General features: G+C 69.4%; 22 protein-coding genes. 12 read left to right on the top strand and 10 right to left on the bottom strand.

Annotated elements, in window-relative coordinates; genetic code table 11:
* The first annotated feature begins 4 nt into the window (after window positions 1–4).
* Window positions 5–1,264 (top strand): RNA polymerase sigma factor, encoded by a 1,260-nt coding sequence (locus N7E59_RS04585; protein WP_261623739.1) that lies wholly within the window; start codon window positions 5–7, stop codon window positions 1,262–1,264.
* On the opposite strand, the gene N7E59_RS04580 is transcribed toward N7E59_RS04585, so the two are convergent.
* Window positions 1,261–2,088 carry an aldo/keto reductase gene (locus N7E59_RS04580; protein ID WP_261623738.1) on the bottom strand — a complete coding sequence of 276 codons (828 nt, stop codon included), beginning with the start codon at window positions 2,086–2,088 and terminating at the stop codon, window positions 1,261–1,263. The genes N7E59_RS04585 and N7E59_RS04580 overlap by 4 nt on opposite strands.
* Window positions 2,089–2,322: 234 nt before the next feature.
* Between N7E59_RS04580 and N7E59_RS04575 the strand changes: the two genes are divergently transcribed.
* The 6 genes from N7E59_RS04575 to N7E59_RS04550 all read left to right on the top strand — a co-directional run bounded on the left by N7E59_RS04575 (window position 2,323) and on the right by N7E59_RS04550 (window position 11,476).
* Window positions 2,323–3,582: a M20 family metallo-hydrolase gene (locus N7E59_RS04575; protein ID WP_261623737.1), complete on the top strand. Its 1,260-nt coding sequence runs from the start codon at window positions 2,323–2,325 to the stop codon at window positions 3,580–3,582.
* A 54-nt stretch (window positions 3,583–3,636) separates the two neighbouring features.
* Window positions 3,637–4,575, top strand: a complete 939-nt coding sequence (locus N7E59_RS04570) for a LysR family transcriptional regulator (RefSeq protein ID WP_261623736.1) — start codon at window positions 3,637–3,639, stop codon at window positions 4,573–4,575.
* A 187-nt stretch (window positions 4,576–4,762) separates the two neighbouring features.
* Entirely contained in the window at window positions 4,763–6,427 is a 1,665-nt protein-coding gene (locus tag N7E59_RS04565) for a thiamine pyrophosphate-binding protein (RefSeq protein ID WP_261623735.1), read from the top strand.
* A 33-nt stretch (window positions 6,428–6,460) separates the two neighbouring features.
* Window positions 6,461–8,119, top strand: a complete 1,659-nt coding sequence (locus N7E59_RS04560; RefSeq protein ID WP_261623734.1) for an amidohydrolase — start codon at window positions 6,461–6,463, stop codon at window positions 8,117–8,119.
* 178 nt (window positions 8,120–8,297) lie between these two features.
* The gene (locus N7E59_RS04555) at window positions 8,298–9,821 is read left to right on the top strand and encodes a sodium:solute symporter family protein (protein ID WP_261623733.1); all 1,524 of its coding nucleotides are present in this window, start codon (window positions 8,298–8,300) and stop codon (window positions 9,819–9,821) included.
* Complete coding sequence (locus tag N7E59_RS04550) at window positions 9,818–11,476, top strand: amidohydrolase (protein ID WP_261623732.1); 1,659 nt, start codon at window positions 9,818–9,820, stop codon at window positions 11,474–11,476. Before N7E59_RS04555 ends, N7E59_RS04550 begins: the two co-directional genes overlap by 4 nt.
* A gap of 135 nt (window positions 11,477–11,611) precedes the next feature.
* Here N7E59_RS04550 and N7E59_RS04545 read toward each other — a convergent pair whose 3' ends face one another.
* The 5 genes from N7E59_RS04545 to arsM all read right to left on the bottom strand — a co-directional run bounded on the left by N7E59_RS04545 (window position 11,612) and on the right by arsM (window position 15,151).
* Window positions 11,612–11,974: a VOC family protein gene (locus tag N7E59_RS04545; protein ID WP_261623731.1), complete on the bottom strand. Its 363-nt coding sequence runs from the start codon at window positions 11,972–11,974 to the stop codon at window positions 11,612–11,614.
* A 143-nt stretch (window positions 11,975–12,117) separates the two neighbouring features.
* A complete protein-coding gene (locus tag N7E59_RS04540) occupies window positions 12,118–12,594 on the bottom strand; it encodes an arsenate-mycothiol transferase ArsC (protein WP_261623730.1) in 477 nt (158 codons plus the stop codon).
* Between the two features lie 38 nt (window positions 12,595–12,632).
* On the bottom strand, window positions 12,633–13,250 hold the full coding sequence (locus N7E59_RS04535) for an arsenate-mycothiol transferase ArsC (protein WP_261623729.1): 618 nt from the start codon (window positions 13,248–13,250) through the stop codon (window positions 12,633–12,635).
* Between the two features lie 24 nt (window positions 13,251–13,274).
* Window positions 13,275–14,381 carry an ACR3 family arsenite efflux transporter gene (gene arsB, locus N7E59_RS04530; RefSeq protein WP_261623728.1) on the bottom strand — a complete coding sequence of 369 codons (1,107 nt, stop codon included), beginning with the start codon at window positions 14,379–14,381 and terminating at the stop codon, window positions 13,275–13,277.
* Entirely contained in the window at window positions 14,378–15,151 is a 774-nt protein-coding gene (gene arsM / locus N7E59_RS04525) for an arsenite methyltransferase (RefSeq protein WP_261623727.1), read from the bottom strand. Before arsM ends, arsB begins: the two co-directional genes overlap by 4 nt.
* A 99-nt stretch (window positions 15,152–15,250) precedes the next feature.
* Between arsM and N7E59_RS04520 the strand changes: the two genes are divergently transcribed.
* Both N7E59_RS04520 and N7E59_RS04515 read left to right on the top strand, forming a co-directional pair.
* A complete protein-coding gene (locus N7E59_RS04520) occupies window positions 15,251–15,619 on the top strand; it encodes an ArsR/SmtB family transcription factor (RefSeq protein WP_261623726.1) in 369 nt (122 codons plus the stop codon).
* A 44-nt stretch (window positions 15,620–15,663) separates the two neighbouring features.
* Window positions 15,664–16,518, top strand: a complete 855-nt coding sequence (locus tag N7E59_RS04515; protein WP_261623725.1) for a UbiA family prenyltransferase — start codon at window positions 15,664–15,666, stop codon at window positions 16,516–16,518.
* On the opposite strand, the gene N7E59_RS04510 is transcribed toward N7E59_RS04515, so the two are convergent.
* From N7E59_RS04510 to N7E59_RS04495, 4 genes are all read right to left on the bottom strand, one after another.
* Window positions 16,485–17,600 carry an FAD-dependent oxidoreductase gene (locus tag N7E59_RS04510; protein ID WP_261623724.1) on the bottom strand — a complete coding sequence of 372 codons (1,116 nt, stop codon included), beginning with the start codon at window positions 17,598–17,600 and terminating at the stop codon, window positions 16,485–16,487. The genes N7E59_RS04515 and N7E59_RS04510 overlap by 34 nt on opposite strands.
* A complete protein-coding gene (locus N7E59_RS04505; protein WP_261623723.1) occupies window positions 17,593–18,294 on the bottom strand; it encodes a methyltransferase domain-containing protein in 702 nt (233 codons plus the stop codon). The genes N7E59_RS04510 and N7E59_RS04505 overlap by 8 nt, the downstream gene beginning before the upstream one ends.
* A complete protein-coding gene (locus N7E59_RS04500; protein ID WP_261623722.1) occupies window positions 18,281–19,381 on the bottom strand; it encodes a type III polyketide synthase in 1,101 nt (366 codons plus the stop codon). Before N7E59_RS04500 ends, N7E59_RS04505 begins: the two co-directional genes overlap by 14 nt.
* A 924-nt stretch (window positions 19,382–20,305) precedes the next feature.
* Window positions 20,306–20,572, bottom strand: coding sequence for a GNAT family N-acetyltransferase (locus N7E59_RS04495; RefSeq protein ID WP_315942988.1), 267 nt, complete (start codon window positions 20,570–20,572; stop codon window positions 20,306–20,308).
* Between the two features lie 298 nt (window positions 20,573–20,870).
* Between N7E59_RS04495 and N7E59_RS04490 the strand changes: the two genes are divergently transcribed.
* The 3 genes from N7E59_RS04490 to N7E59_RS04480 all read left to right on the top strand — a co-directional run bounded on the left by N7E59_RS04490 (window position 20,871) and on the right by N7E59_RS04480 (window position 22,310).
* On the top strand, window positions 20,871–21,263 hold the full coding sequence (locus tag N7E59_RS04490; protein WP_261623721.1) for a hypothetical protein: 393 nt from the start codon (window positions 20,871–20,873) through the stop codon (window positions 21,261–21,263).
* Window positions 21,264–21,357: 94 nt separating this feature from the next.
* Window positions 21,358–21,714 carry a Cd(II)/Pb(II)-sensing metalloregulatory transcriptional regulator CmtR gene (gene cmtR / locus N7E59_RS04485; protein WP_261623720.1) on the top strand — a complete coding sequence of 119 codons (357 nt, stop codon included), beginning with the start codon at window positions 21,358–21,360 and terminating at the stop codon, window positions 21,712–21,714.
* The gene (locus N7E59_RS04480; protein ID WP_390905008.1) at window positions 21,714–22,310 is read left to right on the top strand and encodes a cadmium resistance transporter; all 597 of its coding nucleotides are present in this window, start codon (window positions 21,714–21,716) and stop codon (window positions 22,308–22,310) included. The genes cmtR and N7E59_RS04480 overlap by 1 nt, the downstream gene beginning before the upstream one ends.
* Window positions 22,311–22,609: the final 299 nt, after the last annotated feature.

Below are 22,609 nucleotides of genomic sequence, written 5' to 3'. Positions count from 1 at the left end.
GGGCATGCGCGAGACGACGGACGTGGTGCTCGCCCGGTTCTTCCGGGACGAGCACTCACGTCTGCTCGCCGTGCTGGTGCGCCGGTTCGGCAGTCTCGACCTGGCCGAAGAGGCCGCCCAGGAGGCCATGGCGGCCGCACTGGAGACCTGGCCGCGCGACGGCATGCCCAGCAGCCCCCTGGCCTGGCTGATCACAGCGGCCCGGCGTCGGGCGCTCGACCGCGTCCGCCGCGATGCGGTCTTCGCCCGACGGATCGCCGAACTCCGGCTGCAGGAAGAGCTGGCGCCGCCGTCGGCCGAGGACGACGCCCTCGACGCACTGGGCGGGCAGGACGAGCGCCTGGCCATGCTGATGGGCTGCTGTCATCCGGCCATCTCCGGAGCCGACCAGATCGCCCTGATGCTGCGGTTCGTCGGCGGGCTGACCACTGCGGAGGTGGCCCAGTCCCTGCTGCTGCCGGTCCCGACGGTGCAGGCGCGCATCACCCGCGCGAAGAAGCGGATCCGGGCGAATCGGATTCCGCTCGAGGTGCCGGATGACCCCGGTGCTCTGCAGGCCCGGCTGCCGTCGGTGCTGACGGCGATCTCCCTGATCTTCACCGAAGGCTACGACGCCACCGCCGGAGACTCGCTGCTGCGGAGGGATCTGACGTCGGAGGCCGTCCGGCTGGCGCGCATCGTACAGACCTCCCTTCCGGAGGAGGCCGAGCCGTGCGGGCTGCTGGGACTGCTGCTGCTCACCGAGGCCCGCGCATCGGCCAGGGTCGACGCCGACGGCGTCCCCGTCGCGTTGGAGGACCAGGATCGCGGCCTCTGGGACGGCGCGCTCACGATGGAGGGCCTCGCGCTGGTGGAGCGAGCCGCGGCCATGCCCTCGGCCGGACGCTTCACCGTCCAGGGCGCGATCGCCGCAGTGCACGCCGAGGCGCGCGACTTCGATTCGACGGACTGGCGGCAGATCGTCGCCCTCTACGACATCCTGCTCCACCACCGTGATGATCCGGTGGTGCGCATGAACAGGGCCGTCGCGGTCGGTCGGCGTGACGGACCGGAGGCCGGGCTGCGGGGGCTGCTCGCGCTCGCGGATGAGCCCGAGCTGACGCGGCATCGTCCGTTCCACGTCTGCTGTGCGCTCTTCTACGACGAGGTCCATGATGCGCCGGCGGCGTCGGCGTCCTGGGCCCGTGCGCTGGAGCTCGCCGAGAACGAGGCCCAGCGGCAGTTCATCGCACGGCGACTGGTCCCCGACCGGCCCGCCCCTTAGGAGGGATTGAGCTCGCTCGGGTGCGGGCCGGTGCGGCCGTCGCGCTCCAGAGCATCGATGCCGGCCATCTGGTCCTCGGAGAGCTCGAACCCGAACACGTCGAAGTTCGAGGCGATGCGCTCCGGAGTCACCGACTTGGGGATCACGATGTTCCCGCGCTGCAGATGCCACCGGATCACGGCCTGGGCCGGGGTCACGCCGTGGGACTCCGCCGCCTGCACCACGGCGTCGTCCTCCAGGACCGCGCCCTGGGCCAGCGGGCTCCAAGCCTCGGTGGCGATGTCGAAGCGGCGGTTCGCATCGACCGTGATGCGGTTCTGGAGTGCGGGGTGCAGCTCGATCTGGTTCACCACGGGGACGGTGCCGCCGAGGCCCACCACGCGGTCCAGGTGCTCGGGGAGGAAGTTCGAGACGCCGATGGAGCGCGTCAGTCCGGCGTCGCGCAGCTGCTCCAGCACCGTCCAGGCCTCGAGGTAGGCGTCGGTGGCCGGCGCCGGCCAGTGGATCAGGTACAGGTCGACGTGGTCCAGGCCGAGCTGGTCCAGGCTGTGCTCCAGGGCCCGGCGCGGGGCGTCGAAGTCGGCGGCCCACAGTTTGGTGGTGATGAACAGCTCGTCCCGGTCCAGTCCGGACTCGGCGACGGCCCGGCCGACCCCGCTCTCATTGCGGTAGATCGCGGCGGTGTCGATGTGGCGGTACCCGGTCTCCAGGGCGGTGCTCACCGCGGCGGAGGTCTCGGCCTCGGGCACCTGGAACACCCCGAATCCCAGCTGGGGCATGCGGCGTCCGTCGTGGAGTGTGACGTCTGGGACCGGGTTCGTCATCGGTGTGCTCCTTGCGGTGGGGTGGGGTCGAGCGACGACGGTTCCGATCCTCTCACCATCGAGTCCCCGACTTCTGCGGCATGTCGGCCGCAGAACGGTCGATGATGCGCCTGGAACAGGGGTCTCGATGCCGGACGGGGCATGGAGCCATCACGTAGGGACGTGGCGTAGGGTAGGTGCTGACCACTCCGAGGGCGCCCGACGACGCGCGCCACGATCCGCGAGGGAGCCCGTATGCCTTTCGCCGACCCGCACCACGACGCCGCGGAGCTCGACTTCCTGGAGGACTTCCGGCAGATGTCCGCCTTCGGAGCGACCGACGGCGGGGGAGTCGACCGAGAGGCCGCCACGCCCGCCGACCATGCCACCAGGGAATGGTTCGCCGGACGGATGCGGGACCAGGGACTGACCGTCGGGGCCGACGGCATCGGCAACCTCTTCGGCACCTGCGAGTTCGTCCCCGACGCCCCCTTCCTGATGATGGGATCCCACCTGGACTCCCAGCCGATGGCGGGGAAGTACGACGGCGCCTACGGAGTCCTCGCAGCCGCCCACGCCGCCGCGCGGCTCCGGGCCGCCGTCGAGGCCGGCACGCTCCGACCGACCATGAACCTCTGTGTGGTCGACTGGTTCAACGAGGAGGGGTCCCGCTTCGGCCCCAGCATGATGGGCAGCGGCGTCTACACCGGGGTGCTGGACCGTCGGACCGCCCTCGCCACCGCCGACCGGGCCGGGGTCACCGTCGCCGAGGCCCTGGGCCGGGGTCCGGAGTTTCCGCCCGCCGAGCTTCCGACTCCGGCCGCCTACGCCGAGATCCACGTCGAGCAGGGGCGCGAGCTGGAGGACGCCCGCATCCCGGCGGGCCTGGTCGATCGGACGTGGGGAGCACGCAAGTTCCGGATCACCGTGCGCGGCGAGCAGTCGCACACCGGTGCCGCACTCATGGCCGACCGTCGGGACGCGCTCTTCGGCGCCTCGCTGATCGTCGTGGCGGTGCGCCGCCTGTGCGCACGCTTCGGGCACGACGAGCTGCGCACCGCAGTCTCGACCCTGGAGCTCGCACCGAACTCTCCGGTCACCATCGCCCGGGAGGTGACGTTCCAGGCCGACCTCCGCTCGCCCGACGAGGACGTCCTCGACGCCGCCGCCGAGCTGCTCGTCGAGGCCTGCCGCGAGGCGGAGCAGGAGGCCTCCGTCGTCGTCGAGCAGGACCTCACCCACTCGTGGGGGCAGCTGGCCTACTCCACCGACGGCGTCGCACTCGCACGGAAGGCCGCCGAGGACCTGGAGCTGCCGCATATGGAGGTGATGACCGTCGCCGGTCACGACTCCACCAATATGAAGGACCTGGTGCCCACGGTGATGCTCTTCGTCCCCAGTGTCGACGGGCTCTCCCACAACGAGGCCGAGTACACCCGCGACGAGGACCTGCTGCGCGGAGTCGACCTCCTCACCGAGGTCGGTCGACGCATCCTCGCCGGCGAGCTGACCTGACTTCGGCGTGACGTGACGCGCACCTGGGGAGAAGCGCACCTGAGGAGGGGACCCATGGACCACTCGGACCAGCTCTCGCTGCGGCGGCTGCACCAGTTCCTCACCGTGGTCGACCTCGGTACGGTGACCCGGGCCGCAGAGGTGCTCCACACGGCGCAGCCGGCCCTGAGCCGACAGATCAAGGCCCTGGAGCGGGAGCTCGACCTGAAGCTCTTCGAACCGCAGGGCAACCGGCTGGTCCTCACCCCGACCGGCCGGGCGTTCGTCCCCGTGGCCCAGCGGCTGATGCGCGAGGCCCGCGGACTGTCCCAGGCCGTCCACGTCCTGCAGACCGGTCGGGTGAGCTCTCTGACGGTGGCGGCGACCACGGCTTCCATCCGCAGCGTGCTGGCCCCGTTCATCGCCACGATGAGCAGCGACGATCCCATGCTCATCAGTCAGGACCACCCGCACTTCGAGCTCGACGCCGCGCTCCGCACGGGTGCGGACATGGCGATCTCCCCGGTCGCCCCCGCCCCTCATCTGCGCTCGTTCCCGCTGGCGTTCCCGCCCATCCGGGCCTCGGCGGCCCCGGGGCATCCGCTCTTCCCCGGAGAGCAGGGGGACGGGGCGCCCATGAGCATCGCCGAGCTCCGTGACGAGCACGTGATCCTGCCCTCGCCGCGCAGTGTGAGCCGACTGCTGGTGGACGGCTGCCTCAGCGACGAGGGTGTGACCTTCTCCCGGATCACCGAATGCGAGGACGGACACACGAGCATGGCTCTGGCCGCCGCCGGCCACGGGGTCGCACTGGTGACCGAGCCGCCGCAGTACGGCCTGCGCTCACGGATCGTGCACCCCTCGCTCTCCGGGGGCCGGGCCCCGCTGCACCTGCCGCTGCACGTCACCTGGCTTCCGGGCCACCATGCCGAGGGGGTCATCGGCTCGATCGCCCAGCGGCTCCAGCAGTTCCTCCGCCGGGATGAGGCCGCGGACTGGGCCGCCGGCTCCTGAACCCCAACGGCGAGCCGCCGGCACCGGAACTGACGCCGGCGAAGGGCGACGCCACTATGTCTCATCGGCATGGACCACCTGCCGGACCGCTATTGGACGTGACCTGCGTCGCACCCGGACAATCAGGGTGCGCACACCGAGCCGGCGGGCGCAGCGCTCCGCCGCCCACCTGAGGAGGAGCCGCACCATGTCCGAGACGCCGAAGAGCCCGCACCGCCACGTCGGAGCGGCGATCGCCGAGAGCCTCGTCGCCCACGACGTCCGCCGGGTCTTCTCCGTCCCCGGGGAGAGCTTCCTCGCCGTGCTCGACGGACTCCACGACACCGACATCACCAACGTCGTCACCCGGCACGAGGGCGGCGCCGCCTACATGGCCGAGGCCCACGGCAAGCTGACGGGCCGCCCCGGAGTCGCCCTGGTGACCCGCGGGCCCGGCGCCGCCAACGCCTTCGTCGCGGTGCACACCGCCTGGCAGGACGGCACTCCGATGGTCCTCTTCGTCGGCCTGGTCCCGGTGTCCGACCGGGGCCGCGAGTCCTTCCAGGAGTTCGACACCCAGGCCTGGTTCGGCACCCAGACCAAGCGGGTCCTCACGGTCGAAGACCCGGCCCGCGCCTCCGACGTCGTCGCCGAGGCCTTCTTCGCCGCCTCCTCCGGTCGTCCCGGACCCGTGATCGTCGGACTCCCCGAGGACGTCATCCGCGCACCCTTCGACCGGCCGATCACCGCCCCGCTGCCGGTCGCCGAAGGTGGACTGAGCCACACCGACGTCGACGAGATCTCCCGGGCGCTCTCCGGCGCCGAGCGGCCCCTGCTGTACCTCGGGGGGCCTCGCTGGACCCCGGAGGCCTCGGCGCGGACGGCCCGCTTCGCGGAGGAGCACGGCATCCCGGTGGTCCACGAATGGCGGGCCACCGACCGGATCCCCTACTCCTCGCCGGTCAACGCCGGCTGGCTCGGCTACGGACGCGCCGAGACCCCCGCCCAGATGTTCGAGGAGGCCGACGTCGTCCTGGCAGTGGGCGCAGTGCCCAGCGATGTGCCCACCGACGGCTACACGCTGCGCCAGCGGCCCGAGGCGACGACCATCATCGTCGCCGCCGACCCCGCGCTGCAGGGACTCTCCGGACCGGTGACCCGGCACGTGCTCGCCTCGCCCACCGCGTTCGGCGAGGCCCTCGACGAGCTCACGATCGTCCCCGCCGCGGACTGGGAGCCCTGGTGCCGCCGGGGTGTCGAGGCCCATCGGCGGAGCTCGGTCCCCACCTCCCGGGACCGACTCCCGGAGATCGCCCGGGGCACCGCGCACATGGCCGTGGTCATGGAGGAGCTGCGCAGCCGCCTCCCCGAGGATGTGCTGACCACCTTCGGCGCGGGCAACCACTGCGTCTGGGCCCAGTACCACATGCCCACCGAGGTCCACCCCGCACAGCTGAGCACCCGGAACGGTTCCATGGGGTACTCCGTGCCGGCCGCGGTCGCCGCCGCCCTGGAGCACCCCGATCGGTTCGTCGTGGCCGTCACCGGCGACGGCGAGTTCCTCATGAACGGACAGGAGCTGGCCACCGCCGCCCAGTTCGGGGCCGCGTTCCTGGTCATCATCGTGGACAACGGCGAGTACGGGACCATCCGGGCCCACCAGGAGAGGGACTACCCGGACCGGATCTCGGGCACTCAGATCGCCAACCCCGACTTCGCCGCCTACGGGCAGGCCTTCGGCGGGCGGGCGGAGCTGATCGCCGACGACGCCGACGCCGCCGGGGCGGTGGAGCGCGCCGTGCGGACGGTGACCGAGGAACGGCGCACCGCTGTGCTGCACGTGCTCATCGATCAGAGCATGTCCACCCCCTGACCCCCGAGCCCACGTACGAGACGGAGTCGCCCCATGCTCTTCGACACCCTGTACCTCAACGGTGAGATCCACACCCATGACGCCCGGCGCCCCCGTGCCCGGGCACTGGGCGTCCACCAGGGACGCATCATCAGCCTCGACGACGAGATCGACGCCTCACAGTTCCGCACCGTCCACGACCTCCGCGGGGCGGCGGTCGTCCCGGGGTTCAACGATGCGCACTGCCACCTGTCGATGGTCGGCCTCGCCGAGCTGCAGGTCGACGTCGGCCCCGGCGCGGTCGCCACCACCGAGGAGCTGCTCGAGGCGGTCCGCCGCGCCTGCGAGACCGCCGCGCCGGGCTCCTGGGTGATCGGCTCGGGCTACGACCAGAACCGGCTCGGCGGAGCGCACCCCACGGCCGAGCAGCTCGACGCCGTCTCCGGCGACCACCCGGTCTGGCTGCACCACAAGTCTCGGCATCTCGGCGTCGCCAACACCGAGGCGTTCCGCCGCGCCGGTCATCCCGACCGGCGGGGAGTCCCCGTCCCCGACGGCGGCGGAGTGCCGCTCGACGCCGAGGGCCGGGCCCGCGGAGTGCTGCTGGAGACCGCCCGCGCGGTCATCCTCGACCGCATCCCCACCCCCTCGGTGCAGGAGGTGGCCGATATGGTCGCCGCCGGCAGCCGCAGGGCGCTGTCGCTGGGCATCACCTCCATCACGGAGCCGGGGCTGGGTGCGGCCGATCACATCGGTCAGAGCCCGTACGACATCGCCGGCTACCAGGCCGCGCGGGACCAGGGTCGTCTCGGCGTGCGCGCCACTGTGATGCCGTATCTGACCAGGCTCCACGGGATCGGCCTGGAGGACGAGGCGGGGTCCGTGCCCAGCCTCGGACTGGACCTCGGCGTCCGGACCGGCCTGGGCGACGAGCGTCTGCGCATCGGCGCCACCAAGATCCTCGGCGACGGGTCGCTGATCGGGCGCAGCGCGTTCATGTGCTGCGACTATGCGGTCGGCTCCGGCGACGACGACGCCCCCCGGGGGATGCTCCAGTTCACCTACGACACCCTGCGCGAGCGGATCATCGGCGCCCACCGCACCGGGTGGCAGGTGGCCGCCCACGCCATCGGCGACGCCGCCCTGGACGCGGTGCTCGACATCTTCGCCGAGGCGCAGACCCTGCACCCGCGCACCGATGCCCGGCACCGGGTGGAGCACGTCTGCGTGGCCTCCGACGACCAGCTGGCCAGGATGCGCACCCTCGGCCTGATCCCGGTGCCGCAGGGACGCTTCGTCCAGGAGCTCGGCGACGGAGTCCGGGAGGCGGTCGGCGACGACCGGCTGCCGCTGGCCTACCGGCTCAAGGGCCTCTTCGACGCCGGCCTCACCGTGCCGGCCAGCACCGACGCCCCGGTGGTGGCCCCCGACCCGATGCTCAACGTCCATGACATGGTCCACCGTGAGACCCATACCGGCTACGTGTTCTCGCCGCAGGAGCGCATCACCGTGGAGCAGGCGATGCACGCCTACACGGTCGGCAGCGCCTACACCTCCCACGAGGAGCACCTGAAGGGCCGTCTGGTGCACGGGATGCTCGCCGACGTCGTCGTGCTCTCCGAGGATCCGTACGCCGTGGATCCCCGCAGGCTGAAGGACATCGCCCCCACGGCGACGGTCGTCGGAGGCGAGCTGTGCTGGGGCGATCTCTGACCGCGCCCCCGGCGGCGTTCCCGATCACCCGTGACCATACGTCTGCGGCATAGAGGTCATCCGAAACAGGTCTTTGATCCCTGTCACATCACGGACCGAGACTGGGACACATCGCACAGATATGTGAGGGACGTCACCGACCGACGGGGTCGGTGAGCCCTCCGGGAGGCACAGCACCATGTACACCGAGCAGCAGACGACCGTCCTCACCGGCGTCGTCATCGTCTACTTCCTGTTCCTCGTCGGATTCGCCTATATGGTCAATCGCCGGGTGAAGACCTATGAGGACTACTCCGTGGCCGGCCGCAGCGTCGGGATCTTCCCGATGATCCTCACCCTGATCGGCACGGCCATCGGCGGTTCCATCCTGCTGGGCTATATGGCCAACGGGTACTCGTTGGGCGCGGGGCAGATCTGGCTGGGCCTGGTCATGGTCCCCACCACGCTGGTCATCATCCTGTTCATGACCGGGCCCGTCCGACGGCTCGGCGCTCGGCACAACATGGTCACCATGGGTGACTTCACCTCGCTCCTCTACGGAGAGAAGGCGCGCGTGCCGACTGCGATCAGCATGCTCTTCGCCTACTGCGCGATCACCGGGATGCAGTTCGTCTCCATCGCCACGATCCTTTACCTGACCCTCGATCTGAACATGACCACGGGAATCGTCATCTCCTGGGTCATGCTCACGATCAAGACGGTGCTCGGCGGGCTGAAGTCGGTGGTCTTCCAGGACGCCCTCCACGGCACCGTTCAGACGGTCGGCATCTTCGTGCTCTTCGTCGTCGTCATCTTCGCCGCCGGCGGGTGGGAGGCCATCGAGTCCAACGCCGCGGCCGCCGGCGAGGAGGACATGCTCGACGTCCTCGGCATCGCACCCGGCATGCTGGGGGTCTACCTGCTCACCATCGGCGCCTACCAGATGGTCCGACAGGACCTGTGGCAGCGCATCTGGGCGGCGCGGACCATGCGGGTGCTGAAGACGGGCCTGTGGACCGCGATCGTGCTGCAGACCATCATCTGCACCGTGGTGGTGCTCATCGGCGTGATGACCCGGTGGGGCCTCGAGCTCGACGTGCCGGACCCCAACCAGGTGTACTACGCCGTCATCGGCGACGTGTTCCCGTTCCCGATGATCATCATCATGATCATCGCGGTGCTGGCCACCGTGATCTCCTGCGCCGACTCGTTCTTCCTCGCCGCGAGCTCCACCATCGTCAACGACATCATCCGCCCGCGCATGAAGGCCCCGACCTCCGAGCGCCTGCTGCTGTGGTCGAAGATCTCGGTGCTCCTCACCTCCGTGATCGCCGTCCTGCTCGCCCTCTACATGCCCCAGCTGGTGGTCCTGTGGGTGACCGGCACCGCGATGCTGGTCTCCGGGCTGCTGGCCCCGGTGCTGCTGGGACTGTTCTGGCGCAGGGTCACCCGCATCGCCGGGCTGGCGTCGATGTGGTCGGGTCTGCTGCTCGCAGTGGTCTGGCAGGTGATGGGAGAGCCGCTGGGCTGGCACCCGGTCTTCGTGGGGCTGCCGGCCTCGATCGTGGTGCTCGTCGTCGGATCGCTGATGACTCAGCACACCGTGACCCGCGACCGGTCCTGGGCGGCCGAGTCCCGGGACATCGAGGAGGATTCGCGGCCTGAGGAGCACGCCGACCTGGACTCCCGGTCGGGGGCGGGCCGAGGCGCGGAGCTGCGATGACGGGTCGGATCGAGGCGGATGAGGCCCCCGAGCTCATCCTGCACGGAGGGCGGATCTCCACGCCGCGGCGCACGGAGGCCGGGGTCGAGTGGTCCACCTGCTCTGCGATGGCCGTACGCGGGGAACGGGTGGCGCGGCTCGGCGACGACGCCGAGATCCTCGACGCCGCCGGCCCGCAGACCCGGACGATCGACCTGGCCGGAGCACGGGTGCTGCCCGGGCTCATCGAGTCGCACATGCACGTGGTCCTGTTCGGCCTCAGCCTGCTGGGGTGTTCCTGCCGACCGGCGGACACCGACTCGGTGGAGGAGATCCGGGAGGCCGTGGCCGCGGAGGCCGCTCAGCGGGGGTCCGGCGAGTGGATCCGCGGCTGGGGCTGGGACGAGAGCCGCATGGTCGACGGGCGCGCCCCCACGCGGGCCGACCTCGACGCCGCCGCTCCGGACCACCCCGTGGTGCTGCGGCGGACCTGCGCGCATATGGCGGTGGTCAACTCGGCCGCACTGCGCGCCTGCGGCGTCGATCGGGACACCCCCGACCCTGAGGGCGGACGTCTGCTCCGCGACGAGGACGGGGAGCTCACCGGCCTGCTGCAGGAGCGCGCCATGGACCTGGTGAAGCCGCCCGAGCCGACCCGCGCGGACATCGCCGAGGCGGTCGCCGCCGCGCAGGAGGCGCTGCTGGCCCGGGGGATCACCACCGCCCACGATATGGCCGCCGAGGGGGAGCATCTGCGCGAGTTCTCGCGGCTGCGGCGGGCCGGTCGCCTGAAGGTCCGCCTGCGTCCCTGGCTGTGGGCCATCGACGGCCACGGCTTCTCCGGCTCCCTGGACGGCGCCCGTCAGGTGGGCCTGACCGCCGGCTTCGGGGATGAGATGCTGCGCGTCCAGGGGTCGAAGTTCATGCTCGACGGCAGTGTGGGAGGCCGGACCGCGGCGGTGGACGAGCCGTATGAGGGCACTCAGGAGCGCGGCTTCCTGACCAGCGAGCCCGGGGAGATCGTCGACGCCGTCGTCGGTGCGGCTGAGGACGGGCTGCGCGCGGCGGTGCACGGGATCGGGGACCGGGCCGTGGACGCCGCCGTCGAGGTGCTCGTCGAGGTGTGCCGGCGGGTGCCCGGGGCGGAACGGATGCGGCACCGGATCGAGCACTGCGGCCTGCCGTCCCAGCGGCACCTGGAGCTGATGGCGGAGCACGGGATCATGGCCGGCTCCTCGGTCGGGTTCCTCCACGAGCTGGGGGACCGGTACCGGGAGGTGCTCGGCCCCGAACGCGTGGGGCGGGCCTACCCGCAGCGGTCCTTCGAGGACGCCGGGATCGTGGCGCCTCCGAACTCGGACGCGCCGATCACCGACCCGAACCCCTGGCATACGATCTCCGCCGCTGTGACGCGGACCTCGGCCTCGGGTCAGGTCCTGGACGACGGTTCCGAGCGGATGGAGCTGGAGGCGGCGCTGGGTGGGATGACCTGCGACGCCGCCTATGCCTCGTTCGAGGAGGACGTGCTGGGCAGCTTGGACGTGGGGTCCTGGGCCGACTTCGTGGTCTGTGCCCAGGATCCGTTCGCCGTCTCCGTCGAGGAGCTGGCGGGGCTGACGGTGGAGCGGACCTTCGTCGCCGGTGAGTGCATGTATGACCGGGACGCGACCCCCTGACCCGGACCCTTCACCAGACGCTGACCCTGCACCCCTCCCCACCCTCCATCGAGTCCCCGATCCCTGCAGCGTGTCGGAGCCGAAACGACCGAAACTGTGCCGGAAACAGGGGATTCGATGCGGTGGTGTGTCCGTTCAGGACTCCCAGCAGAGGCAGAAGGGGTGCCCGGCGGGGTCGGCGTAGACGATGAACCCGCGGTCGTCGTCTCCGACCCGATCCTGGAGCATGAGGGCGCCGCAGGAGGTGACGTGGTCGTGGGCCGCGTCGACGTCGTCCACGTAGAAGTCCAGGTGCACCTGCTCCGGTGCGCCGTCGGGCCACTGCGGCGGGGTGTGGTCCGGGGCGTGCTGGACGGCCATCTCCCAGCCGTCCTCGGTGGTGAGGGTCCGCCACTGGTGGTCGCCCTCGGCCCGGATCCCGAGCACCTGCGCCCAGAAGCTGCTCACTGCATCGATGTCCGCGGCGTCCAGGACGACCATTCGGCGAGTCATACGCATGAACCCCAGTGTGCGGCGGGCGTGCACAGCCGGCAACACCTCCGGGCCCCGTCCCCGTCCCATCGAGTCCCCGATCCCTGCGGCGTGTCGGGTCTGAACCCGCCCGAAGTGTGCCTGGAACAGGGGACCCGATGGGGGAGGGGTCAGCCTTCCAGCAGTTCCTGCCGCAGGGTCTCCACCCGCTCGGCGATGTCGTCGCGGACCAGCCGCATCCGTTCCAGCCCTTCGATGCCCCGTTCCGACGGTTCGTCGGTGTGCCACGTCTCGATACGCCCGCGCATACCGTCGACCGGTGTCACCTGCGCCTCCGAGCCCAGGACGATCACCCGGTCCGCGCGTCGCAGCAGCTCGGCGTCCAACGCTTTGGGCACCTCGCCGTGCATGTCCGCGCCGACCTCCTCGACCACCTGGCGCGACTGCTCATTCACAGCCCCACCCGGACGCGTGCCCGCCGAGTGGACTTCGACGGCGTCGCCGGCGGAGCTGCGCATCAGAGCCGCCGCCATCTGGGACTTCCCGCCGTTCTTCACACACACGAACAGTGCGGTCGGTCGGTCATCGGCCCCCGGTGTCGTGGCCCCCGGTGTCGTGGAGTCCGGTGTCGTGTGCTGGGGAGTCATAGGGCGATCCTTCAGGTCGGAGGGGTCGGTTCGGGGTCTCAGTCCAGGATCTCGCGCAGGAGGTCGGTGACGCGAGACTGGACGTCGTCGCGGATCTCACGGACCACCTCGAGCGTCTCGCCCTCGGGGTCGCGGACGTCCCAGTCTTCGTAACGCTTCCCGGGGTACACCGGGCAGGCATCTCCACACCCCATCGTGACGATGACGTCGGCGGCACGCACCACGCTGTCGGAGAGCGGCTTCGGATACGACGTGCCCAGGGGGATCCCACGCTCCTGCAGCGCGGTGACCACGGTGGGATTGATCTCTCCGGTGGGGGCGCTGCCGGCCGAGCGGACGTGCACCCGGCGCGCCGACAGGTGATCGGCGAGCGCGGCGGCCATCTGGGACCGCCCCGCATTGTGCACGCACACGAAGAGGAGCTCCGGAACCTGCTTCGCGATCCGTCCTTCCGCCTGGGCTCGTGCCATCAGCTGTTCGCGCGCCTGGCGCGCGATGAGGACGGGCAGGAAGGTCTGCACCGTTGAGCGGGGAGCGAGGTCGTCCCAGGCGTCGGCGACGGCCTGCTCGACGACGTCGGTGTCGAACACCCCTCGATAGGAGTAGCAGAGGTCAGCAGTGAGTTCGCGCACCAGCTGGTTCCGGTCGGGTGTCATGGAGTCCTCGTCTCTGATCGGCGGCTACAGGTCTCGAGCTCCCGCTCGTCCGCGGGCGGCCGGCTCAGCGGTCCCCGGATACCGTCTCCGCAGCCACAGGGCCGCGTAGACCAGCGCGACGAGCACCGGCACCTCGATCAGCGGCCCGACCACCCCGGCCAGCGCCTGCCCGGAGGTGACGCCGAAGGCTGCGATGGCCACAGCGATGGCGAGCTCGAAGTTGTTGCCGGCGGCGGTGAAGGCCAGGGTGGTCGTGCGTGCATAGGACAGACGCACAGCCCATCCGAAGGCGAATCCGACGCCCCACATCACCACGAAGTACACCAGCAGCGGCACCGCGATCCGTGCCACGTCCAACGGCTGGCTGGTGATCCGGTCCCCCTGCAGGGCGAAGAGCAGGACGACGGTGAACAGCAGGCCGTAGAGCGCCCAGGGTCCGATCCGCGGAATCAGGGTCTCCTCGTACCAGGTGCGTCCCTTAGCGGCCTCACCCACCCGGCGGGTCAGGTACCCGGCGGCCAGCGGCACGCCGAGGAAGACCAGCACGGAGAGGAAGATGTGCCAGGTGGAGACGTCCAGCCCCTGGGTGTCGAGGCCGAGCCATCCCGGCAGCAGATCGAGGTAGAACCAGGCGAGGCCGGAGAACGCGATGACCTGGAAGACGCTGTTGAGCGCGACGAGCACGGCCGCCGCCTCCCGGTCGCCGCACGCCAGATCGTTCCAGATGATGACCATCGCGATGCATCGGGCCAGCCCGACGATGATCAGCCCGGTGCGGAACTCGGGGAGATCCGGAAGGAAGATCCAGGCCAGGGCGAACATCAGCGCCGGGCCGATGAGCCAGTTCAGCGCCAGGGAGGAGAGGAGGATCCGTCGGTCCGAGGTGACCGTTCCGAGTCGGTCGTATCGGACCTTTGCCAGGACCGGGTACATCATCACCAGCAGGCCCAGGGCGATGGGGAGGGAGATGCCCCCGACCTCCAATGCGGTCAGCGCCTCGTCGAGACCGGGGACGAAGCGGCCGAGGAGCAGACCGGCGACCATGGCCAGACCGATCCACAGGGGCAGGAGCCTGTCCAGCGCGGAGAGCTTCGCTTCGATCGGATCCGCGGGAGTCTCCACTGTGCTCATCGATCCGTCCCCCGTCCCGTCGCACGCTCGGCACGGATGATCGCGGCCTGGGCGTGGGAGTGGACTCGGTGGGTGTAGGTGATGTCGACGTCGGTCCAGCCGGCCCGCTCCAGCGACCGGCGGTACTCGGTCTCGGTCAGCGCCCCGGCGATGCAGCCGGTGTGGGCGGCGACGTCGTGGCGGGTGGCCTCGTCCATGTCTTCGGAGGCGACGACGTCGGAGACTGCGAACCGACCGCCTGGCCGGGTGACCCGAGCGGCCTCCTGCAGCACCACGTCCTTGTCTGCGGCGAGGTTGATCACGCAGTTCGAGATGACGACGTCGACCGATGCTTCCGGAAGCGGAACCTCTTCGAGGTAACCCCGCACGAACTCGACGTTGTCCGCACCGGCCTCCGCCGCGTGTCGGCGCGCGGCCTCGAGCATCTCCTCCGTCATGTCCAGGCCGATGGCCCGACCCTCGGGGCCGACGCGGCGCGCCGAGATCAGCACGTCGCCGCCCGCCCCCGAGCCGAGGTCGAGCACCGTCTCGCCCTCGACGAGTTCGGCGACGGCGGTGGGCACGCCGCAGCCCAGGGAGGCCTCGACCGCAGGGCCTCCGGAGGCGGAGGCGTCGGCGTCGTAGAGTGAGGAGCCGAAGATCCCCGCACGGGCGAGGTCCGTGGTGCTCTCGGTTCCGCAGCAGCCGGTGGCCGTCCCGGTCAGACGGAGGGCCGCGTCGGCGTATCGACGGCGGACGGCCTCGCGGAGCTCATCGGATGAGGTGGTCATCGCATCTCCGACGTTGTATCGATCATCGTCTATACAGCAGACATTGCCCTATGATTCGATATTCGTCAATATAGAGGGACGGGTGACGGAAGGGGACCCATGGAACAGCAGTGCTGCCAGGCCGACGGTCTCAGAGAGGGCCTCGCCTCAGAGGCCGACCCGGAGGACTTCGTCGGTACGGCGGGGCTGCTGCGCGGGCTGGCCGACCCGGTGCGGCTGCGTCTCTTCCTGCTGATCGCCGAAGCGCCCGTCGAGATCTGCGTCTGCGACCTCGACGACGTCGGCGTCTCCCAGCCCACCGTCTCCCACCACCTGAAGAAGCTCCGAGGAGCGGGACTCATCACCTCTGAGCGGCGCGGCACCTGGGTCTACTACCGGCTCACCGAGGCCGGAGTGCAGGCCTGCCGCGGAGTCGCGGAGTTCCTCAGGTTAGCCAGGACGTCCCAGGTCAGAGCCCTGTCGGCGTGACGTCGCCGTCGCTCGGCCGACGGCGACGATGAGAGACTGGGACCATGGTCGGTGCCAGCGTGAGGACGGTCAGGAGCCTGTGGGCCTCCTCCCATCCCGGTCCGACGCTGGTGGTCACCGTGCTCGCCCTCGCACTCGGCGTCGCCTCCGGCCTGCCGGTCTGGCGGCTCGTGGTACTCACCGCGGCGGTCTTCGCCGGACAGCTCTCGGTCGGCATCTCGAACGACGCCTTCGACGCCGCCCGTGACCGCAGCGTCGGGAGGGGCGACAAGCCCATCGCCCGGGGGGAGCTCTCCGTCGGCGGTGCGTGGACTGCGGCCTTCGCCTGCCTGGGGGCGGCGCTGATCCTCTCGGCCGTCCTGGGTCCCGGGTTCCTGATCGCCCACCTGATCGCCCTGATCTCGGCCTGGGCCTACAACGCCCGGCTGAAGGCCACCGCGGCCTCGATACTCCCGTTCATCCTCAGCTTCGGACTCTTCCCCTCCTTGGCGACCCTGGCCGCCACGGACCCGCAGCTCGCCCACGGTTGGGCGTGGATCGCCGGCGGCGCCCTGGGAGCGGCGATCCACCTGACCAATGTGCTGCCCGACCTCGACGACGACGCCCGCACCGGGATCCGCGGGTTCCCCCACCGCATCGGTGCACGGCCCTCCGCCGCCCTGGCCGGCCTCGCCGTCCTCGGCGGTGCGATCGCGGCCACGATCGGACCCGTGGGGTGGCACCTCGATGCGGTCTCCGCCGTGTCCGCGGTGCTGTTCGCCGCAGTGCTGCTCATCGTCCTGCTCACCCTGGTGATGGGTCGGGCCGGTCACTCCGGACGCACCCTGTTCCGACTGGTCATGCTCTCGGCCCTGCTGCTGGCGATTCAGCTGGTGGCGGCGTCGAAGCCCATCGCGTAGGCGTGGGCGAAGACCCGCCCGGCACCCGGACCGAGCATGGCGCGCAGCATCCGGCGTCGCAGCGCGTCGACGGAGGGCCCGGCGGGACGGCCCAGCCGGGTGTTCAGCGCTGCCAGATCTGCGGCTCGTCGGGCCGAGCGGATCCGTTCCCTCTCCCAGCTCCGCAGGTCCGCCTCGGGGGCGGTGCCGGTGTGCACCCAGTCCGCCAGCAGGGGTGCCAGCGTCGCGGCGTCGAGCAGGCCGAGGTTCATGCCCTGCCCGCCGATGGGGCTGACTTCGTGTGCGGCGTCGCCGACGACGAAGAGCCGGCCGTTCCGCATCTGCGGGGCCACGTAGCGGCGCACCGCGAAGGCGGTGACCTCCGCTGGTCCGCGCTCGCCGCGCCGCTCCAGGGCGTGACCCATCCGTCGCCGACGAGCCTCAGGGTCCGCCGAAGCCTCCGCCGGGTCCCAGGCGACGAACCGACGCCGCCCCCCGGGCAGGGGGAAGGACTCGAGCACGCCGTCGCCGTCGAGGTGGACCACGGCGGTCTCGGAGTCCCGGTGGGCGCCGAGGTCGACGTCGGTCATCAGGTAGCGGTCGGGGTAGGTGCGGGCGGCCGGGTGGGCGTACACCAGATCTCGAGACCGTGCGCCGCCGGCCAAGACCACCAGCGGTGCGGACCGGACGTCTTCGTCGCTCTCCAGCTCCACCCGATGTCCCATCGGGTGCAGGCCGGTGATGCGCACCCCTCGGTCGGGCGCGGGGGCTGCGGCGGCGAGGACCCGCTCGGTGTCGGCCTGCGGCAGGGTGGCGACGAAGGGGAACCTGGCGCTCAGGCGGTCGAAGCGCACGGTGCCGAGCCGTCGACCCTCCGACCGAGCCTCCCCGCGGTCCACGCGCAGGGCGTGGACCAACAGCTGCTCAGTGAGTCCGGACGGTTCCAGGGCCGCGAGGGTCGGGGCGTGGACGCCCACGGCGCGGCTGCCTGGACCGGGTGAGGCGCGCTGCTCGAGGATCTCGACGTCGATGCCGTGCCGCCGCAGCTCGGCACCCAGGAGCAGCCCGACGGGACCGGCTCCGATGACGATGACCTCAGGCACGACCGTCGGCCTCGGCGAGCAGTCGGAAGGGCGCCGGCGAGGTGACCGACCAGTCCGGCCCCAGTGCGGCGGAGAGCTCCGCGGGACGGTGGCTGCGGCGGATCGACCGCAGTCCGTCGGTGCGCAGGAACGTTCCCGGTGCCAGCGGCAGGATGCCGACGGAGTAGAGGTGGTAGGCGAGCCGCCCCCGGGCGATGTCGCCGTGGAGGACCCGGTGCGAGGCCAGATCGCGCGAGGCTTCGGTGAAGTCGTGCAGCCCCTGGGTGTCGAGGTGGTGGACCACGTGGTTGGAGATGACGACGTCGAAGGCCTCTCCGGCCTCGTGCAGGGCGTCGGCGTCGGCGCACAGGAACCGGGCGTTCGGGATCTCTCGTGCGGCGGCGACCTCGTGGGCGCGGGGATCCGGGTCGGCTCCGGTCCAGCGGACCTCGAACCCGTCGGCGGCGGCGAGCGACGCGAGCCGAGCGACGACGTCTCCGCCGCCGGAGCCGAGGTCGAGGATCCGTGCGGGACGCTCCAGGCCTGCGATCAGCGGTCGCAGCCGGTGCCGGTAGACCGTCCCCCAACCGGAGATCAGTCGGTTCACCAGGCCGAAGCGACGCAGCGTGGCGTCCAGGCGCCGGGGGTCGCAGTTCGGGTCGTCCATGAGCTCGACGAGGTGTTCGTCCCGTGCACTCAAGTCAGGTCCGAGCATCGGGTGACACCTTGTGAATCAGGGCTGATTCGACGGTGAGACCTGGACCGAAGGCCAGGGCGACCAGGGGTGCATCCTCGATGGTCGGGTCGTCCAGCAGTTCGGCGAGGATGAAGAGCAGCGTCGCACTGGACATGTTCCCGCGGTCTCGCAGGACGGCCCGCGAGGTCGTCAGCGCCGAGTCGGGCAGCTCGAGTCCGGCCTCGACTCGGTCCAGCACGCTGCGCCCGCCCGGATGGACGGCCCAGGTGTCCGGAGTCGGCTCCCCGCCCAAGAAGCTCTGGACCGCCGAGCGGATCTCGCGGCCGATGATGCGCGGGACCTCGGCCGAGAGCCGCATCCGGAAGCCGTGGTCGCCGACGGTCCACACCATGTCGGACTCGCCCTCCTCGGTCAGCGTGGTGCCGAACCGTTCCAGGACCAGTCCACCCGGGGTCCCGACGGCGTCGTCGGCGGTCACGACGGCTGCCGCCGCTCCGTCGGCGAACACCGAGGCGGCGACGATCTGCTCCGGGTCGGGCAGGTCCCGGATGTGCAGGGAGCACAGCTCCACACAGACCACCAGGACCACGGCGTGGGGTTCCGCGGCGGTGATCTGGGAGGCGGTGCGGAGCGCGGGCAGGGCGGCGGCGCAGCCGATGAAGCCCAGATGCGTGCGGGCGACGTCGGCGTCGAGCCCGAGGTCACGGACCAGGCGGTAGTCGATCCCCGGGGCGAAGAAGCCGGTGCAGGAGACGCTGACCACGTGGGTGATCTGTTCGGCGGCGACGGCCCCGTCGCTCAGCGCGCGGCGGGCGGCGTCGGCGGCCAGGTCCGGCGCCGTCTCACGGTAGAGGTCGTTGCGCACGCCCGTCGTCGGTCGACGCAGCGCGCCGTCCTCGGCGACGAAGACGCCGTCGGGAAGCCCGCCGAGTCCGCTCAGCACGGAGTGCCGGGTGGAGATTCCCGCGGCGTCGAAGGCCGCCGAGATGAGTCTCCTGGTCAGCGGATCGGTGCCCGGCTGTCCGGCGAAGAAGTCCCGCAGCTCCTGCTGGGACACGGCGGTGTCCGGGACGGCGGTGCCGAGGGAGACGATGCGCGCGGACATGCTCCCACTCAATCACGTCTGACGTGCAGTTCGTCCCGCCGGTCATGCCCACACCCCTGCATCGAATCCCCTGTTCCAGGCACAGTTCGGGCCTCTGGGGCCGCAACACGCTGCAGGAACAGGGGACTCGATCGGAGGTGTGGGTCGAGTTCGTCGGAATCGTAGCCAGATCAGCCGCCTCCGGCGATGTAGGTTCCCACTGAAGTTGTCAGGGGTGCATGGCGCTGACCTGGGGTTTGACAACTCGGTGAGCGGGTCCCTGTCTCAGTAACTTGTCACAATCCTCAGCGCTGCGGCAGCGCATAAACTTCTCTGTAGGTCGCCAGCTCCAAGAGCAGGTGTTTCTTTTGGGGGATCGGCTACCGGTACGCTCTGGTCTAGGGTGTGCCCGATTCAGGGACCTGACTCTACGACTGATGCTGATGAGCACGAGCGGCGAGTTGATCCGTCCACCTCTAGAATGGGTGCGCACTATGACTCGGAATCAGAAGCAACGTGGGCTACCACTCTGGGCAGCTCTGGGAATGGTTGGGTTCAGTGTCCTAAGCGCCATCATCACCATTAGGGCGGTGCAGGGGGGAGACACAGTTGGCGTAGTCTCTGAGGGCATCATTTTTATTGGGTCATTGGTCTACATCGCTGGATATGTGGTCACCCGGTTCGAGGGCAGCACACGCTAGCTCTACCCCACCTGTGGAAGCGCCCCGTTGCGCTCTTTTTATGGGTACGACGCGACTGCGGGCCACGCATTGATGACGACACCGGAGTGCCGGCTGGGGATCCTTTACGGACGTGCTTAGCCGGTCAGGCGTCGAAACGAACGAACGCTCGCAGGGAACCAGCGCCGTGGTCTCGGGTCTCCTGGTATCCCAAGGACTCGTAGAAGGCGCGTTGACCTGGCTCGTCATCGGTAAGCAGAACCTTCTAACGCACAGAGGCGTACGGCTCCAAGGCGGCAAGGACGAGTGCGCGGCCCATACCGGCTCGCTGAGCGTCAGGGCGGACCAGTACGTCTTGCAGGTAACAGATCGTGGCTCCGTCAGAAATCACCCGCGCCACCCCGACGAGGCGACCATCGCGCCGAGCCGCCACGACGCGGGAAGAGCCGGCCAACGCTGCCTCAAGTGTCACGACATCATCGGCGTAGGTCGTCCACCCCACCTCGCGGTAGAGCGCTGCGACTTCGCCCATGCCCAGTACCGGAGACGACTCCACGGTGAAACCTTCGGTTTGCATGCTGACCACAGTAGGCGAGCGAACGTGAACGGCTTAAACAGCGGATGGAGAACCGCGCCGCCGTAAGGGGAACGGCTTGCGGGACGGAGGGGCAAGTTAACTTGCCAACAGTGGCCCTGCAAAGTATCTCGTAGGTATGGATGTCGCTCCGATCATCGCGGACAGTGCTCGGAAGCACGGTGTCAGCGATGAAGACATCTTGCACGCATATTCCAATCCGATTCGAGTCTTCGACCTCGATTAGGGTTTCACGATGGTCATCGGCGCGAACCTGGCGACCATCATATTCGAGATCGGCGTTGTCAACGGCGCCACAGCCCCGGTCATCGTCCACGCAATGAAAGCACGCGATAAATTCTTTGAGGTGATGATCATGCCCCGTACAGTCCAAGACATACTGGACCACGCTGACGAACTTGCCAAGCGCTTTGAAGACTATGAACCGTCTCGAGCCGAGGAACGCGACCCTCAGGTGTTCACCGAACTACGCCAAGCGATCCTGGCCCGAGCTGACGCCGAACGCTCAATCAAAGAAGCCGTCAGCCGAGGCCGTAAAGATGGCTACTCATGGTCGTTTATCGGATCCCTGATCGGTACCTCCGGTGAAGCAGCCCGCCAACGATACGGTCACAAACAAGACGCGTGACCACCGAAGCGCCGTCCCGCAAGCGGATCCGTCACCGGGACGTCGGTTAGGTTGACCCACGCTGATTCGTCAGTGGGCACTGTATAGTCAGTACATGCTGACTATTGCTTCGCGTCTTGATGTGATGAACAGGCTTGGCCGGGCCATGGCTGACGCAACCCGTTCCCGAATCCTGTTATCCCTCCTGAAGGGTCCTGGCTACCCGGCCCAGTTGTCCCGGGACTTGGAGCTGACCCGGACCAACGTGTCGAACCACTTAGCCTGTCTGCGAGACTGCGGGATCGTGGTCACTGAACCTGAAGGCCGCCAAACCCGCTACGAGATCGCAGATGCGCATCTAACCCAAGCGCTGAATGCACTTGTCGAGACCACACTCGCAGTCGACCAGGATGCACCCTGTGTAGATCCAGAGTGTTCTCTACCCGGCTGCGCTCAGGCGCGTAGCAGCTGATGCTGGCTACCGCTGCACAGGCGTTCGGACTGTTCATCGCCACCAACATCGATGACATTATCGTCTTATCTCTGTTCTTCGGTCGTGGCCAAGGACAGCCAGGGACCACCCGCCGCATCCTGCTGGGACAGTACGTGGGTTTCATCGGCATTCTGGGGACTGCTGTAGTTGTGGCGCTGGGAGCTCAAGTGGTCCTCCCGGAAGAAGTCTTGCCCTACTTCGGGCTGATCCCACTAAGTCTCGGGCTCTGGGCAGCATGGCGAACATGGCGCAACCGCGATGAAGAAGACGACGAAGCCCAACTGGAGGACAAACGGGTCTCTGTCGGCACGGTGGCTCTGGTGACCTTCGCTAATGGTGGAGACAACATCGGAATCTATGTGCCAGTCTTCGTCAGCCTTAACTGGCCCGCTGTCCTGGCCTTCTGTCTCGTCTTCCTGCTACTGGTTGCACTCCTGGTCTTCGCTGCTAGATGGATCACCGCACGAAAACCCATCGCCGAAGCCCTTGAACGCTGGGAGAGCATCCTCTTCCCACTGGTGCTCATCGCCCTAGGCGTCATCATCCTGGTCACCGGTGGTGCCTTTGGGATCTAACAAGGGGAGAGGTGCTCAAGGTTGCGCCCTGGGTGCTTTAACTGTTGGGCGGCTTGCTAGCGAGCTGAGTCTTCGGCAGGTCATGGCAGCAGCAATCTGGGTAGTGATCGCAGGCGCGTACGACGACGCCTCGATTGACCACGCATCCGCAGTCTGCGCACCCCATTTCCATTAGGCCATTCTATCGGACGTGCCGTATCTGAGCCTGGGGTACATCAAGGTTCAGCCCAGGTCGAGAAAGCTGTGGAGTTCGGCGAAGGCCTCGCGCACCACGAAGTAGCGGGCCCACCGTCCGCGGG

Source organism: Nesterenkonia marinintestina (genome assembly GCF_025420485.1).
Taxonomy (GTDB): domain Bacteria; phylum Actinomycetota; class Actinomycetes; order Actinomycetales; family Micrococcaceae; genus Nesterenkonia; species Nesterenkonia marinintestina.
Note: the sequence above shows the minus strand (reverse complement) of the source record. Positions and strands in the feature narration are given on the sequence as shown.